General features: G+C 70.5%; 15 protein-coding genes. 8 read left to right on the top strand and 7 right to left on the bottom strand.

Going from position 1 to position 13833, the window contains the following annotated elements:
* Positions 1 to 29: 29 nt before the first annotated feature.
* Positions 30 to 1043, top strand: coding sequence for an LPXTG cell wall anchor domain-containing protein (locus AFR_RS46770; RefSeq protein WP_023361498.1), 1014 nt, complete (start codon positions 30 to 32; stop codon positions 1041 to 1043).
* On the opposite strand, the gene AFR_RS15865 is transcribed toward AFR_RS46770, so the two are convergent.
* On the bottom strand, positions 1021 to 1545 hold the full coding sequence (locus AFR_RS15865; RefSeq protein WP_023361497.1) for a hypothetical protein: 525 nt from the start codon (positions 1543 to 1545) through the stop codon (positions 1021 to 1023). The two genes, AFR_RS46770 and AFR_RS15865, sit on opposite strands and share 23 nt — an antisense overlap.
* 68 nt (positions 1546 to 1613) lie before the next feature.
* On the opposite strand from AFR_RS15865, the gene AFR_RS15860 reads away from it, so the two are divergent.
* Entirely contained in the window at positions 1614 to 2522 is a 909-nt protein-coding gene (locus tag AFR_RS15860; RefSeq protein ID WP_023361496.1) for a LysR family transcriptional regulator, read from the top strand.
* Here AFR_RS15860 and AFR_RS15855 read toward each other — a convergent pair.
* On the bottom strand, positions 2470 to 3033 hold the full coding sequence (locus tag AFR_RS15855; protein WP_023361495.1) for a CGNR zinc finger domain-containing protein: 564 nt from the start codon (positions 3031 to 3033) through the stop codon (positions 2470 to 2472). The two genes, AFR_RS15860 and AFR_RS15855, sit on opposite strands and share 53 nt — an antisense overlap.
* A gap of 83 nt (positions 3034 to 3116) precedes the next feature.
* On the opposite strand from AFR_RS15855, the gene AFR_RS15850 reads away from it, so the two are divergent.
* Positions 3117 to 4298 carry a multidrug effflux MFS transporter gene (locus tag AFR_RS15850; protein WP_023361494.1) on the top strand — a complete coding sequence of 394 codons (1182 nt, stop codon included), beginning with the start codon at positions 3117 to 3119 and terminating at the stop codon, positions 4296 to 4298.
* Positions 4299 to 4315: 17 nt separating this feature from the next.
* Positions 4316 to 5257, top strand: a complete 942-nt coding sequence (locus tag AFR_RS15845; protein WP_023361493.1) for a phosphotransferase family protein — start codon at positions 4316 to 4318, stop codon at positions 5255 to 5257.
* A gap of 10 nt (positions 5258 to 5267) precedes the next feature.
* Here AFR_RS15845 and AFR_RS15840 read toward each other — a convergent pair whose 3' ends face one another.
* Entirely contained in the window at positions 5268 to 6695 is a 1428-nt protein-coding gene (locus AFR_RS15840) for an NAD-dependent succinate-semialdehyde dehydrogenase (RefSeq protein WP_023361492.1), read from the bottom strand.
* A gap of 16 nt (positions 6696 to 6711) precedes the next feature.
* Positions 6712 to 7464 (bottom strand): SDR family NAD(P)-dependent oxidoreductase, encoded by a 753-nt coding sequence (locus tag AFR_RS15835; protein WP_023361491.1) that lies wholly within the window; start codon positions 7462 to 7464, stop codon positions 6712 to 6714.
* A gap of 38 nt (positions 7465 to 7502) precedes the next feature.
* Between AFR_RS15835 and AFR_RS15830 the strand changes: the two genes are divergently transcribed.
* Genes AFR_RS15830 through AFR_RS15820 form a run of 3 tightly spaced genes read left to right on the top strand, consistent with a single transcriptional unit; the run spans position 7503 to position 9828 of the window.
* Entirely contained in the window at positions 7503 to 8426 is a 924-nt protein-coding gene (locus AFR_RS15830) for a DUF6282 family protein (protein ID WP_023361490.1), read from the top strand.
* A complete protein-coding gene (locus AFR_RS15825) occupies positions 8423 to 8986 on the top strand; it encodes a carboxymuconolactone decarboxylase family protein (protein ID WP_023361489.1) in 564 nt (187 codons plus the stop codon). The genes AFR_RS15830 and AFR_RS15825 overlap by 4 nt, the downstream gene beginning before the upstream one ends.
* Positions 8983 to 9828, top strand: coding sequence for an N-acyl homoserine lactonase family protein (locus AFR_RS15820; RefSeq protein WP_023361488.1), 846 nt, complete (start codon positions 8983 to 8985; stop codon positions 9826 to 9828). The genes AFR_RS15825 and AFR_RS15820 overlap by 4 nt, the downstream gene beginning before the upstream one ends.
* Here AFR_RS15820 and AFR_RS15815 read toward each other — a convergent pair.
* From AFR_RS15815 to AFR_RS15805, 3 genes are read right to left on the bottom strand one after another with little or no spacing between them, the layout of a single operon-like run.
* Positions 9812 to 11275, bottom strand: a complete 1464-nt coding sequence (locus tag AFR_RS15815) for a flavin-containing monooxygenase (protein ID WP_023361487.1) — start codon at positions 11273 to 11275, stop codon at positions 9812 to 9814. The genes AFR_RS15820 and AFR_RS15815 overlap by 17 nt on opposite strands.
* A complete protein-coding gene (locus AFR_RS15810; protein ID WP_023361486.1) occupies positions 11272 to 12183 on the bottom strand; it encodes a cupin domain-containing protein in 912 nt (303 codons plus the stop codon). Before AFR_RS15810 ends, AFR_RS15815 begins: the two co-directional genes overlap by 4 nt.
* Positions 12173 to 12964 (bottom strand): HpcH/HpaI aldolase family protein, encoded by a 792-nt coding sequence (locus tag AFR_RS15805; RefSeq protein WP_023361485.1) that lies wholly within the window; start codon positions 12962 to 12964, stop codon positions 12173 to 12175. The genes AFR_RS15810 and AFR_RS15805 overlap by 11 nt, the downstream gene beginning before the upstream one ends.
* 127 nt (positions 12965 to 13091) lie before the next feature.
* Here AFR_RS15805 and AFR_RS15800 point away from each other — a divergent pair, with 127 nt between their 5' ends.
* Positions 13092 to 13769, top strand: coding sequence for a GntR family transcriptional regulator (locus AFR_RS15800; protein WP_041840899.1), 678 nt, complete (start codon positions 13092 to 13094; stop codon positions 13767 to 13769).
* Positions 13770 to 13833 lie beyond the last annotated feature (64 nt).

The raw sequence follows: 13833 nt of genomic DNA, 5'->3' as shown, positions 1-13833 counted from the left end.
TCAGCGCCGGGCTGGCATACTCGGCGCCCATGACGGCACGTCTTGCAAGATCTTTCGCGATCCTGGTCCTTGTTCTCGGTACGGCGATCGGTTTCGGTCCGGCACCGGCCTGGGCGGCACCGATCGACCTGAAGATGACCCTGACCGGACCCGACGAGGTCACCGGTGGCGCTGTTGTCGCCTACCACCTGCGGGTCGATGCAGGCCCGGCGGCGGACGCCGCCTCGGTGAAGGCGTCGCTCTATCTGCCGTCAGGTGTCATCTTCAGTCCCGACGACTGGCAGGACCAGGACGAGTCCGGCCCGTGCGTCGCCGGCCTCTGCACGGTGACCAGGCCCGAGCACGTCGAGCGCGGGTACTTCACCTGGACAGTCCGGCTGGTCTTCGACCGGAGTATGAGCCCTGACACCCGGCTGGGCCTGCGCGCCACCGCCGCATCGGCCGGCGAGGAGGCCACCCCGGCCGACAACGTCGCCGATCTGGATGTGACCTTCCTGGGCCTCTCCGACGTCGCGCTGACCGCCGTCCCGCCGAACGGCCCCGTGACCGCCGGTGAGCCGGTGCGTTTCGCCGTGATCGCCAAGAATGTCGGCGACACCCGGATCTCCCGTCTGACCTTCACCTACGCCGAGCTGGGTCTGTGGTTCACCGGCGGAGACATCGACGTCGACGGTGCCGAGTGTGTCGCCGACCCCGGCGAGATGGTGTGCGACTTCGCCGTCGATCTGGAGCGCGGGGAGAGCAGGCGCATCGAGCACACGTTCCCGACCCATGCCAACGAGGACACCTGGGGTGCGAACGGCGTCGTCCGGATCCGGGCGCGTGACGGCGACCCCGCCAACAGCGACATCAGGGTGAAGTTCGTCTTCGCGCCGAAGCCCGGCACGACGACCCCGCCCACCACGCCGCCCACCGCGGCTCCCGGCGGTGGCGGCGGCCTGCCGGTCACCGGATCGGCGACCCTGCCCCTCGGCCTCGGCGGTCTGGTCCTGCTCCTCGCCGGTACGGCCGCACTGTGGGTCACCCGCCGCCGGCGCGCGTAGGCACCGCCGTACTGCGGTCGATCGCGGTCTCCACCGCCGTCCACGTCAGGGTGTGCTGCACCCACGGGGGCGGCGGTGTGCGTTGCGGGCCGAAGAGGTAGCGGTGCTCGACGATGCCGCGCAGTGCCCGGTGGACGTCGAGCTTGTCGTCGATGAAGTGCGTGATCCCCAATTCCTCGCAGTGCAGCGCCTTCTCGGGGCGCTGGAGGCAGAAGCGGATGTTGGCCCGGGGGATGCCGGTGCGGGCCGCGAAGCGGTGGTGGTCGAGCCACTGGCGGGTGTGGCGCTGGACCCGGTCGCCGCACTTGGAGATCAGCCAGACCTCCTCGAAGCGCGGCACGAGCCGGGCCAGTGTCTCGAAGGCTCCGGGTACGGCCGGTGTGGCCAGCATCCGGGCGGTGTCGCCGCTGAAGAACTGGGTGTCGCTGCTGCCGGGGACGACGCCCCCACCGATGATGACCCGGCCGATGTCGACACCGAGCCGACTGTTCTGCGTGTTCATGCCCTCAGCGTGCGGCCCGCATCGCTAGAGCAGAACTATCGATCATGTCCCAGCTATAGTCTCCCGCTATGGATGAACGGGCGGTCTCCGCCGATGCGCTGGCCTCGTTCGTCGTGTTCGCCGACCACCTCAACTTCACCCGGGCCGCCGCGGAGCTGCACATCTCCCAGCCCGCGCTGCACGTGAAGATCCGCAAGCTGGCGGCGGCGCTGGGTCGCCCGCTCTACCACCGCAGTGGCCGCCGGCTGGTGCTGACCGCCGACGGGGAGGCCGTCGCTCGGTTCGCCCGGTCGCACGACGAGCGACTCACCCACTTCCTGGCCGACTTCGCCGGACACCAGGCCGCCCGTCCGGTGGTCCTCGCCGCGGGCCAGGGCGCCTACCTCTACCTTCTCGGCGACACCATCCAGGCTGTCCTGGCCGAACAACCCACCCGCCTGCGCCTGATCAACTGCGACCACCGGCAGATGCTGGCCGCCGTACGCACCGGCCAGGCGCACCTCGGCGTGAGTGTGCTCGACGTGCTGCCCGACGACCTGACCGTCCTCGAGCTGGCCACCTTTCCCCAGGTCCTGCTCCTGCCCGACGATCACCCGCTGGCCCGGCGCCGGTCGATCGCCCTGACCGATCTGGCCGGCGCGGGTCTTGTCGTACCGCCTCAGCACCGGCCGCACCGGGTCCTGCTGGAACAGGCCCTGCGCGCCTCCGAGGTGGAGTGGACGGTCGCCGTGGAGGCCGAGGGCTGGCCGCTGATCACGCACTTCGTCGCCCTCGGTGTGGGGCTGGCCGTCGTCAACGGCTGCGTGCCCGCACCGGCGGGACTGGTCGCCCGCCCGGTCACCGGCCTGCCACCGGTCACCTATCACGTGGTCCATCAACCGGCGGCACTGTCCGACCCGAGGGTCGCGGCGCTGCTCGACCGCATCACTGCTCAGCGGCTCGCTGCTTCCGCACCGCGTACGCCCGCTTCGTCTTGACGTGATTGCCGCACCCCTCCATGGAGCACCATCGGCGTACCTGATTCCGTGAGGCGTCGTAGTAGGCCCAGCGGCACGTCTCGCGGGCACAGACCTTCAGGCGACCCCAGGTGCCGTCCTCCCGGCACCGGCGGATCGCGTCCACGAGCTGGGCGCACGCGCCGTCGAACGCCGTGCCACCGGTCGCGGCCAGCCGGTATCCGTCCACCGAGAACACCGGACGGAGAGGGACCGTCGCCAGCACCCCGGTGAGGCGTTCCAAGGCATCCGGATCGGCGGAGTGACCGGCGTGGCCGAGCAGCACCGAGCGCAGACCCTCGCGGATCGACACCGCGGCAGTGAGATCCGCCGGGCCCAGCCGGGTCCCGGGATCAACGAGCCGCTGCTCGGCGAACCAGCCGGCCAGGCGCTCCGGCGAGGTCAGCACCTCGCCCGCGACCTGCGGTTCAGCGGTGTTGACGAAGTCACGCACCAGCCGGGCGGCGGGCGGCACCTCGATCTCCGAGCTCATCGCGCCTCCTCTGATTCACTCCATCGTAAGCACTTGACTGGTGTGAATGCGGCTTGGGATGGTCGGAGGAGAGGAGGCCGCCGATGCTGAAGGGCTCGACCGTTCTTGTCCTCGGGTTGCTGACGGCTCTCGGGCCGTTGTCGATCGACCTGTACCTTCCCGCGTTCCCCGCCCTGCGCCGCGACCTCGATGCCACCGACGGAACGGTCCAGCTGACCCTGGCCGCAATGACCCTCGGTCTGGCGGCCGGCGAACTCTTCATGGGCGCCTGGAGTGACCGGGTGGGCCGGCGCCTGCCGCTGCTGCTCTCGACGTCGGTGCACGTCGCGGCGACGATCGGCTGCGCGCTGGCTCCCTCGATCGCGGTGCTCGCGGCCTTCCGGGTCGTCCAGGGCATCGGGGCCGCCGGGAGCGCGGTGCTCGTTCTCGCGATCATCCGCGACGCCGCCGACGGGCGCGCCCTGGTCGTGCTGCTGTCCCGCGTCACGCTGGTGACGACCACGGTGCCGCTGCTGGCGCCGGTGGCCGGGGCGGAACTCCTGAACCTGGCCGGCTGGCGCGGGATCTTCGCGGTCCTGGCCGCCGCGTCGGCCGCGGTGCTCCTTGCCGGCGCGCTGGGCGTACCCGAGACGCATGTTCCCTCCCCCGCACCGGTCCGCCTGCGGTCCCGTTTGCGGGCGGTCTGGTCCGACCGCGCGTTCCGGCGGGCGACGCTGGTCGCCGCCATGACCTACGCCGGTGTCTACGCCTATGTGGCGGCATCACCCCTGCTCCTGCAGGAGGTGTACGGCCTCGGCACCCGCACGTACTCGATCGTCTTCCTGGTGAACTCGCTCGGCCTGGTCGCCGGGGTGCAGCTGAGTTCCCTGCTGACGCGCAGGTGGGACACGGCCCGCGTCCTGGCCGGCTTCACCGCGGTGACCGTGCTGGCCGCGGTCGCCATCGTGCCTCTGCAGTGGGCGCACACCGGTACGGGTGGTCTGCTGCTCTGCCTGTGGCTGTTCGTGGCGGCCTGCGGTGGCTGCTTCCCGTGCGCGACCGCCCTCGCCCTCGACGGGCAGGGCGGTCAGTCCGGCACGGCTACCTCGCTGCACGGGTTCACCAACTTCACCGCGGCCGGTGTCATCTCACCCGTGGCCGGCCTCATCGGCATCACCGGCCCGGCACCCGTGGCGGGCGTCCTGATGGTGACCTCCGGCATCGCCCTGCTGTCCGTCGTCACCGTCCTGCGCTCCGGCAAACGCGTTGAAGCGGCGGGCCGCTGACGCATAGGCTCCCGCTCATGACCGGCGACTGGAGGGACGGCGGGTTCAGGCAGCGCCGGCCCTCCGCGGAGACGCTCGCCTGGGTCGCGGCCTCGATGGGCCCGGGCAGCCGGGTCGTGGGGTTTCGCCGCATGACCGGTGGCGTGTGCTCCGCCGTGAATCGCCTGACCGTCGAGCGAGGCGGAAAGCGCACGTCTGTCGTCCTGCGGCAGTACCCGGACGGGCTCGGCCTGCGGGACACCTTGGAGCAGGAAATCGCCAACCTCGGTGTGGTGGCGGGAAGCGGGCTCCCGGTTCCCAGCGTCCTGGCATCCGATGTTGCCGGCGCCTCGACCGGGGGCACACCCTCGTTGCTGATGACTCGGTTGCCGGGACATGTTCACCTCGATCCGGCGGAACCCGGGTCGTGGCTGACGCGGATCGCCGAGCTGGCGGTGGTGCTGCACTCCCTCGATCTCCCCGCGAAGACCTTCAGGCCCTGGACGGATTCCTGGATCGCCCCTCGGGACGGGTTCCAGGTGCCGGTCGACGCGCCGAGGCCGGCCGTGTGGAAGGCAGCGTTCCGTGCCATGGCAGAGCCACCACCCAAGGACACCGCCGTCTTCCTGCACTGCGACTTCCTGTCCGTCAACCTGCTGTGGTCGCGCGGGAAGATCACCGGCCTGACGGACTGGAACTCCCTCCATCGGGGATCACGCGCGATCGACGTCGGGCACTGCCGGCGATACCTGGCGGCGCTCTTCTCGCCCGAGTGGTCGGAGCAGCTCCGGTCGCTCTACGAGTCGGCCGCCGGGGTGACTCTTGATCCGTGGTGGGACCTGTACGCCCTGCTGCACTACGACAACAGCGGGTCGAAGTGGATCCGTGGTCAGGTCGCCGGGCGCCGTCCCGTCGACGTGCCCGGCATGACGTCCCGGGTCGAGGTTGCTGTCGAGTCAGCGCTGAGGCGCCTCGGATAGACCGGACAGGTCACTCGGTCAGCGCGATGTACTTCTCCTCGAGGTACTCCAAGATGCCCTCGGAGCCGCCCTCACGGCCCAGGCCGCTCTGCTTGACACCGCCGAACGGCGCCGCCGGGTCGCTGACAACACCCCGGTTGACGGCGACCATCCCGGCTTCGAGGCGGCGGGCCACACGGACCGCCTCGCGCTCCTCGCCGAAGACGTACGCCATCAGCCCGTACACGGTGTCGTTGGCCATGCGGACGGCCTCGTCCACGTCGTCGAAGCGGACCACCGCCGTCACCGGGCCGAAAATCTCGGTCGTGGTGATCGTCGAGCCGTGCTCGACGCCGGTGAGCAGTGTGGGGTCGTAGAACGCGCCTTCCGCCGAGGCCCGGCCACCGCGGCGCAGCGTCGCGCCCTCGGCGACGGCCCGGTCGACCAGGGCTGCCACCTTGTCGCGTTCGGGCACGGAGACCAGGGCGCCGAGGTTGTTGGAACGGTCCAGTCCGGGGCCGACCGACATCTTGGCGAGTGCGTCGTCCATCCGCGCCACGAACTCGTCGTGCAGCGAACTGTGTACGTAGAAGCGGTTGGCCGCGGTGCAGGCCGAGCCACCGTTGCGCATCTTGGCCAGCAGTGCGCCCTCGACCGCGGTGTCCATGTCCGCGCCGGGCAGGACAACGAGCGGGGCGTTGCCACCGAGCTCCATCGACGTGTTGACCACACTGTCGGCACAGGCGCGCAGCAGGTCCCGGCCGACCTCGGTGGAGCCCGTGAAGGACAGCTTCCGGATCTCGGGGCGGTCGATCATCCGCCGCACCAGCGGACCGGTCGGCACCGGCGTCACGAGGTTCACGACACCGCGCGGCACCCCGGCGCGGAAGAGCACTTCCACCACGTACGCGGCGGTCAGCGGTGTCTCACGCGCCGGCTTGAGGATGGTCGTGCACCCGGCCGCGAGGGCGGGGGCGAGCTTGCGGGTCGCCATGGCCGCCGGGAAGTTCCACGGGGTGATCAGCAGTGACACCCCGATCGGCTGCCGGTCCACGATGATCCGCTTGTCGCCGGCCGGTGCGAGCCGGTAGTCCCCCGGCACCCGCACGGCCTCCTCGGAGAACCACCGGAAGAACTCCTTCGCGTAGGTCGCCTCCCCGATGGCGTCGGACCAGGACTTGCCGTTCTCCCGCACCATCACGGCAGCAAAATCCTCCACCTCGTCACTGAGGATCTCGTACGCGGCCCGCAGCAACTCGCCCCGCTCCCGGGGTGCGGTGGCGGCCCACCCCTCCTGCGCCGCAGCGGCCGCGTCGACGGCGTCCATGCAGTCCTGTTCCTCGGCGATCGCAAACTGCGCGATGGTCGACAAGTCGGACGGGTCGACGACGTCGAATCGCCGCCCGCCCGCACCGGCCCGCCAGGCACCGTCGATGAACAGGTCGGTGTGCAGCTTCATGTCTCGACTCCCGATCTCAGGCAAGGAACCCTCCGTCCACCGGCAGGACAACCCCGCTGAGGTGGCTCGCTCGATCGCTCAGCAGGAACGACGCGACGGCCCCGACCTCCGCGCCGGTGCCAGCCTTGCGCAACGGTGTCGCCGCGATGCGTTTCTCCACGCCACCCGGGATGGCCAGCCGGGTCTGATCGAGCATCGGTGACTCGGTCGGGCCGGGGGCGATGCAGTTGACCCGGATGCCGAGCGGCCCGAAGTCGTGGGCGGCCGTCCGTGTCAGGCCGATGACGGCGTGTTTGGTGGCCTGGTAGGCGCCCATGCCGGAGCTGCCGCGCAGCCCGCCGATGCTGCTCACGGTCACGATCGAGCCGGAGCCCTGCTTCTCCATGACCCGGGCCTGCTCGCGCAGGCAGAGCCAGGTGCCCTTGACGTTCACCGCCAGGATCCGGTCGATATCGTCCTCCGGCACCTCGTCCAGGCGTCCGCCCTGGGTCATGGCCGCACTGTTGAAGGCACCGTCGAGCCGCCCGAAGCGCGCCACCGTCGCCTCGACAAAGGCAGCGACGTCAACGGCTCTCGAGACATCCCCCGTCGTGTACGCGACCTCGTGCCCCGCCTCCCGCAACTCCGCGGTGAGCTCAGCGAGCGGCCCGGCGCTGCGGGCGACCAGCATCAGCGCGGCACCGTCCGCGGCGAGCACCCGTGCAGTGTCGGCGCCGATCCCCGCACTCGCGCCGACAACCAGGACAACCTTTCCGGCCAGTGGTCCCATCGCTTGAGCCTAGTGTCATACCGTCATACAATTCAACCGTGCTCGAGACTTTCACGGCGGCGCTGCCGGACGACTTCGACCGCCTGCTGCGCGGGGCGATCGACGTCCACGTCCACGGTCAGCCCGATCTGTCGGCCGGACTCCCCAACCGCGGCGCCGACGTGGCAGTGGCCCGGCTGGCGCACGCGTACGGGATGTCGGGCTGGGTGTTGAAGTCCCACCTGTGGGCGACGACGGACCGGGCCCGGGCGGTGCAGGAGGCGATGGCCGGCACCGGGTTCCGGGTGCACGGCAGCATCACGCTGAACCCACCGGCCGGTGGGCTGGAGCCCGGCATCGTCGAGCTCGCCGCCGCACACGGCGCGAGTGTGGTGTTCCTGCCGACGTGGGGCTCGGCCGCGGACGCCGCGCGCGGTGGTTACATCTCACAGGTGCTGGGCCGGATCGCGCCGTCCTTCGACGAATACGCGGCCCGGACGGCGATCGCGCTGTGCCAGCCGGACGGCGCACTCTCCGGCCGGGCGCGCGCAGTCATCGACGCCTGCCGCGCGCTCGGCCTCGCGCTCGCCACGGGGCACGCCTCGGTCGAGGAGAGCCGGGCGGTCGCCGCGTACTGCGCCGAGGTCGGTCAGCGGCTGCTGGTCACGCATCCACTGCATTACACGGCGGATCCGGGCCTGCTGCGGGAGTTCACCGCCATGGGGGCGTACCTGGAGTTCTGCAACGCGCCGCTGGTGCATCCGGACGGGCATCTGACCGTCCGCGACGTGCACGAGGCGATCGTCGCGGCCGGCCCCGAGCGGGTCATCCTCACCACTGACGTGTTCTCCCGCTGGGTGCCGCCCGAGCCGGAGTGCCTGCGGATGTTCGTCGAGCAACTGGCGTATCTCGGCTGGACGGCCGAGCAGATCACCACCATGGTCGCCACCAATCCCCGCGCCTTCCTGGGAGAGCCTGCATGAGAATCGACGACGTCGACCCCGCGGACATGAGCGCGGCCCAGCGGGAGCTGTACGACATCTACACCACCGGCCGACGCGTGGCGCCGGAGAGCCCGTTCTCGCTCGTCGGTGCGGACGGCCGGCTCCTCGGGCCACCCGCGGTCTGGGTCATCAGCCCGGCCTTCGGCAAGGCCCTGCAACACATCGGCAGTGCGGTTCGTTACGACTCACGGCTGCCCGTCCGGGCCCGGGAGATCGCGATCCTGCTGGTCGGCCATCACCACCGCAGCGCCTTCGAGCTCTACGCGCACGAGCGTGCCGGTGCGGCCGCCGGCCTCACCGCCGAAGACCTGGCCGCGCTGGCCGAGACCAGGGAACCATCCGGCCTCTCCGAGGTGGAGGCCTGCGTTTTCCGTACGACCACACGGATTGTCGACCGCGGCACCCTCGACGGGGACGAGTACAAGGACGCCGAGGGTGTGCTCGGCGCGGAGGGTCTGTTCGAGCTTGTCACCATCGTCGGCTACTACAACATGGTGGCGTGGCAGCTCGCCGTCTTCGACATCCAGCCCCCGGCATGAGCTATTCGATCTGGATTCTCGAGTACGGCTACGTCGACCGTTTCCCGGCGAGCAACCTCTTCGCCGCGCAGCCCAACGAGGGGTACCGGCGGATGCCTTACTGCTTCGGGCTGGTGCGGTCGGCGGACCGGTGCATCCTGGTCGACACCGGTTTTGCCGACCGGGCTGTCCACGACCGGCTCACCACCAAGTACGGCGAGACCCGCTGGCGTTCCCCGGTCGAGGCCCTCGCACAGGTCGGCGTGACGGCCGGGCAGGTCGACACGATCCTGTTGACGCACAACCACTTCGACCACGCCGGGTGTGTCGACGTCTTCCCGGACGCGCACGTCTGGATCCAGCGGCGCGAGATCGACAGTTACGTGGCGGCCTCCGCCCGGGCGTCCCGGTTCGAGTTCCTGACCCGGTCGTGCCAGACGGATCTGCCCGAGCAGCTCGGACGCCGCCCGTCGACCCTCGTCGAGGGCGTGGCCGAGGTGGCGCCGGGCATCGAGCTGCGACCGGCCCACGACACCCACACCGCGGGATCCCAGGTTGTCGCGGTCACCAACGCCGCCGACGGCACGTGGGTCTTCGCGGGCGACAACGTCTACAGCTACGAGAACCTCGACGGGCTGCACGGCGACGGCGTTCTCGCCCCGATCGCGATGACCACGGGCAGCGCGGCGACCTGGCTCGACTTCGCCGACGACCTGCTGACCGGCGTCGGCGGGGACAGCCGGCGCATCCTGCCGTTCCACGAGGCCGCCGTCTGGGACCGTTTCCCCTCCGCCACGGGCGACGACGGTCTGCACGTGGCGGAGGTGTCACTGGCCGGCGGTCACCCTAGCGTGGTGTCCTGAGCCCGAAACGGGCGACGAACCGGGTGGCCAGGGCGTAGGCGAGGTGGCCACCCGGCCACTGCGTCACGTTGTGGCCGGCGGGGTCGTGGTAGTAGTTGTGACAGCCCGCGTTCATCGCCGAGGCACTGCCGGCCATCCGGCGGTCGATCCACTCGGTGAAGCGGCGGGCGGCGGCCGGTGAGGTGTCGATGCTGCGCCGCCGGGTGCGTTCCAGCCGCCGGACGGACTGCACGACCACCTCGGCCTGACGTTCCAGCTGGGCGATGATCGAGACGCCGCCGTTGGTGTTCGGGCCGTACAGGATGAAGAAGTTGGGGAAGCCCGGCACGGTGATGCCCATGAAGGCGGCGGCACGCTCGCGCCAGACGTCGTGGATGCCGCGGCCGTCGCGGCCCTTCACGTCGAGGCCGGCCAGGAACTTCGTCGGCTGGAAGCCCGTGCTGAGGATCAGCACGTCGATGTCGCGGGCCGTGCCGGTCGCGTCGACCACGCCGGCCTCGGTCACGCGGCTCACCGCGTGCGGGACCAGCTCGACGTTGTCACGGTTCAGCGAGGGATAGAACGTCGACGAGATGACCGGCCGCTTGCACCCCCACGGGTAGTCCGGGGTGACCGCCGCCCGGGTCGCCGGGTCGGTGATGCTGGTCGTGATGAACTGCTCGCAGACCTCGCGCATCCGTTGCTGCCGGCGGGATCCGACGTCGTAACCCTTGAAGCGCCGGTTGCCCTGATGGAAGATCTTCGCCCGGCTGAGCCGCTGGGCGAGCGGGACGTGACGGTAGATCCACCGCTCGCGCGGGGTGTACTCCCGCTCGTTCTTCGGCTCGATCCAGCCGGGCTCACGCTGGAAGACGTGGACCTTCGCCGCGGCACCGGCGATCGACGGGACGATCTGCACCGCGGTCGACCCGGTGCCGACCACTGCCACCGACTTGCCGGTGAGGTCGTGGTCCTCCCAGCGTGAGGTGTGGAAACACGGGCCGGTGAACGTCTCCAGCCCCGGCCACTCGGGGTACCGCGGCACGCTGAGCAGACCCAGCGCGGAGATGACGACGTCGAACTCCTCGCTGTCACCGTGCTCGGTGGACAGCGTGTAGGTGCTGGTCGACTCCTCCCACACCAGGTCGGTGACCCGGGTGTTCAGCCGCAGGTGCGGCCGCAGCCCGAAGCGGTCCACCACGTGCTCGGCGTAGGCCAGCAGTTCCGGCTGGGTCGCGTGCGTCCGCGGCCAGTCGTACTTGAGGAACGAGAACGAGTAGGCGTGCGAGGGGACGTCGACCTCGCACCCCGGGTACCGGTTGTCGTACCAGGTGCCGCCGACACCGGCGGACTGCTCGAAGATGACCACCGAGGCCCGGGTGTTCTTCCGCAGCTTGATCGCGGCCGCTATGCCACCCAGTCCGGCGCCGACGACCGCGACCCGCAGACGGCTCCGCCCGGTGGTCATCGAGCCTCCGGTGCCGGGTAGTCGGCGGCGTTGAACACCCAGCCCTCCATGTCGGAGAAGTCGAACCGCGGCGGGCAGAACACGTCGATGAGGTGATTGGTGCCCGCACCGACGGCCTCGCTGGTGTGCAGGGAGGGCGGCGGGATCACGGTCACCGACGGGGCGACGACCGTGTAGTGCTCGTCCTCGCGCCAGTTGGCCTTGTTCGTCGTCCACGGCCAGCGCAGGTGGTGGACGTACTCCCCCGCCAGCACGATCGAGCACTGCTCGAAGTCGTCGTGCTTGTGCGGCGACAGCTTCGCCGGGTCACGCGGGCCCTGCTTCGGGTCGATGAAGTTGACCATGAAGGTGGTGCAGCGGTACAGCCGGAAGGGCGGGTTGGCCAGCGGCGCCACGGTCAGGTCGTAGGTGCGGACGCGGAAGCCGCCCACCGGGTCGGGCCAGGGCTGGAACGGCGGGATGTTCTCGTGCGCCTCGGCGTAGGAGCCGGCGTTGGCGGCCAGTGCGGCGATGTCCTCGGACTTCGTGGTCAGCAGGCGCAGCACCCGTCCCCGCCCGGTGATCGTCACCGTGCTGTCCCCCGGCGGCACAACGATCATCGTGCGGCCGGACACCGTCAGCTCCTCACCCGGCGCCTCGACCCGGGCCTCCAGGTCGTCGTCGGCCAGCAGCACCACGTACTCGTCGGGCTGGGAGGTCCGGGACAGGGCGGCCGTGCCGTCGAGATCGGAGTACCCGACGACGAAGTTCTGGCCCCGGGCGTACCAGGTGGAGATGGTCTCGGTCTTCTCGACCGGCGGGACGTCGCGGAACTGGACGTGCTCGGATCCGGAGAACCGCTCGGGGGTGGCCGGTGCGGCCGCGGCGGACGGCAGCGTGGAGCGCAGGTCGGTGGACTCAAACGCCATGGGGGGCTCCTTCGGTGAATCGGCTGCCGAGGCCGGCGACCACGGAGGTCGCGGCACCCCTCAGCAGGCTGGTGTCGTTGCTGACCATCACGTAGCGGTAGCCGCGGTCGGCGGCCTCCTGCGCCTGCGCCGCGGTCTGCACCGCGGTGCCGGCCGGCACACCCCGATCGTGTGCGGCGGTCAGGAACCGGTCGACGAGCTTCTGGAATTCGGGGTCGGCCTGCGTCAGACCGGACGACAACCCCAGGTCACCCATCCCGAGGAAGACCCCGTTGAGCCCGGGGACGTCGAGGATGTCCTCGACCGTCTCGATCGCGGCGCGTTCCTCCAGCTGGACGGCGCGCATGACCTCCTCGTCGCCGAAGCGCAGGTACTCCGCACGCGGGGTGCCGCCCCAGCGGCCCGCCCGCGAGGTGGTGCCCAGACCGCGGTCGCCGGCGGGTGAGAAGACCATCTGCCGGACGGACGCGGTCGCCTCGGCCACGGAGGTCACCCGCGGCACCAGGATGCCGTCGACTCCGGAGTCGAGAAGTCGCTGCAGGTGGCTGCCGCTGCGGTCCGGGACGCGGACCAGCACCGACATGCCCGCACCCTGAGCCACCACCGTCGCCTGATAGGCGAACTCGAGCGTCAGCGGCGCGTGCTCCTGGTCGATCACGATGTAGTCGAACCCGGCGTCGGCCAGGATCTCCACCGGTTCCAGCGCCGGGATCTTGACCCAGGTGCCGACCAGGCAACGATCCGTGGTGGCCAGTCTGCGAGCGAAACCCATCCGCGTCATAGCGCTCCTCACGAGGGGTTATGGGTTTCGAAAATGTAGCATCGTCATACGATCTGAAACAACGGTCGGGCCGTCGCCGGCCGCTGGGTACGATGTCAGGCACAACACGACGAACGAGGGGGCGGCGGTGACGCGAGCCAATGCGTTGCGCGTGGAGCGGACACCGGCGCTGATCCGTTCCCAGGTCCTGGAGAACCTTCGCCAGGCCATCCTCGACCGCCGGCTGGCGCCCGGGCAGCGGCTGATCGAGCGGGAGCTCGTGGAGCTGACCGGCGTCTCCCGCACCAGCGTCCGTGAGGCTCTCCGCGAGCTCGCCGCCGAGGGCCTCGTCACCGCGGTCCCCAACAAGGGCACCGTTGTGACCAGCGTCAGCGCCGAGGAGGCGCGCCAGCTCTACCAGGTGCGGTCGGCCCTGGAGGCCCTGGCCGGCCGGCTCTTCGTCGAGCACGCGTCGGCCGCCCAGCGCAAGGCCCTGGCCCGTGCCCTCGAGCGCGTCGAGCGGCAGTACGCGAAGGGTTCCGCGATCCTCGCCGCCAAGGACGCGTTCTACGACGTGCTCTTCGAGGGTGGCGGCAACGAGGCCCTGCGCTCGGTCGTCGGCGGTCTGCACGCCCGCGTCAGCGTGCTCCGGTCGCTGTCGATGTCGGTCCCCGGCCGGCTCGCGCACAGCGTTGCCGAGCTGCGCGCGATCGTCGAGGCCGTGCAGGCGAACGACGCCGACGCTGCCGCGGCTGCCTGCGCCAAGCACGTCGAGGAAGCCGGGCGTGCCGGGCTGATCGCCCTCTCCGAGCAAGACGCCGGCTGAGACCGGCGCCGATTTTCTCTCACCTCCGCCTGTTCCCTCGGATTGTATGATCGTCGTACGCTGG

Source organism: Amorphoplanes friuliensis DSM 7358 (genome assembly GCF_000494755.1).
In the GTDB taxonomy this organism is placed as follows: Bacteria; Actinomycetota; Actinomycetes; order Mycobacteriales; family Micromonosporaceae; genus Actinoplanes; species Actinoplanes friuliensis.
Note: the sequence above shows the minus strand (reverse complement) of the source record. Positions and strands in the feature narration are given on the sequence as shown.

Excerpts from the sequence above, each read along its gene's own strand:
- AFR_RS15850 (WP_023361494.1), top strand. The coding sequence starts at position 3,117 with ATGCTGAAGGGCTCGACCGTTCTTGTCCTCGGGTTGCTGACGGCTCTC.
- AFR_RS15820 (WP_023361488.1), top strand. The coding sequence starts at position 8,983 with ATGAGCTATTCGATCTGGATTCTCGAGTACGGCTACGTCGACCGTTTC.
- AFR_RS15815 (WP_023361487.1), bottom strand. The coding sequence starts at position 11,275 with ATGACCACCGGGCGGAGCCGTCTGCGGGTCGCGGTCGTCGGCGCCGGA.
- AFR_RS15845 (WP_023361493.1), top strand. The coding sequence starts at position 4,316 with ATGACCGGCGACTGGAGGGACGGCGGGTTCAGGCAGCGCCGGCCCTCC.
- AFR_RS15825 (WP_023361489.1), top strand. The coding sequence starts at position 8,423 with ATGAGAATCGACGACGTCGACCCCGCGGACATGAGCGCGGCCCAGCGG.
- AFR_RS15805 (WP_023361485.1), bottom strand. The coding sequence starts at position 12,964 with ATGACGCGGATGGGTTTCGCTCGCAGACTGGCCACCACGGATCGTTGC.
- AFR_RS15840 (WP_023361492.1), bottom strand. The coding sequence starts at position 6,695 with ATGAAGCTGCACACCGACCTGTTCATCGACGGTGCCTGGCGGGCCGGT.
- AFR_RS15865 (WP_023361497.1), bottom strand. The coding sequence starts at position 1,545 with ATGAACACGCAGAACAGTCGGCTCGGTGTCGACATCGGCCGGGTCATC.
- AFR_RS15860 (WP_023361496.1), top strand. The coding sequence starts at position 1,614 with ATGGATGAACGGGCGGTCTCCGCCGATGCGCTGGCCTCGTTCGTCGTG.
- AFR_RS15835 (WP_023361491.1), bottom strand. The coding sequence starts at position 7,464 with ATGGGACCACTGGCCGGAAAGGTTGTCCTGGTTGTCGGCGCGAGTGCG.
- AFR_RS15855 (WP_023361495.1), bottom strand. The coding sequence starts at position 3,033 with ATGAGCTCGGAGATCGAGGTGCCGCCCGCCGCCCGGCTGGTGCGTGAC.
- AFR_RS15810 (WP_023361486.1), bottom strand. The coding sequence starts at position 12,183 with ATGGCGTTTGAGTCCACCGACCTGCGCTCCACGCTGCCGTCCGCCGCG.
- AFR_RS46770 (WP_023361498.1), top strand. The coding sequence starts at position 30 with ATGACGGCACGTCTTGCAAGATCTTTCGCGATCCTGGTCCTTGTTCTC.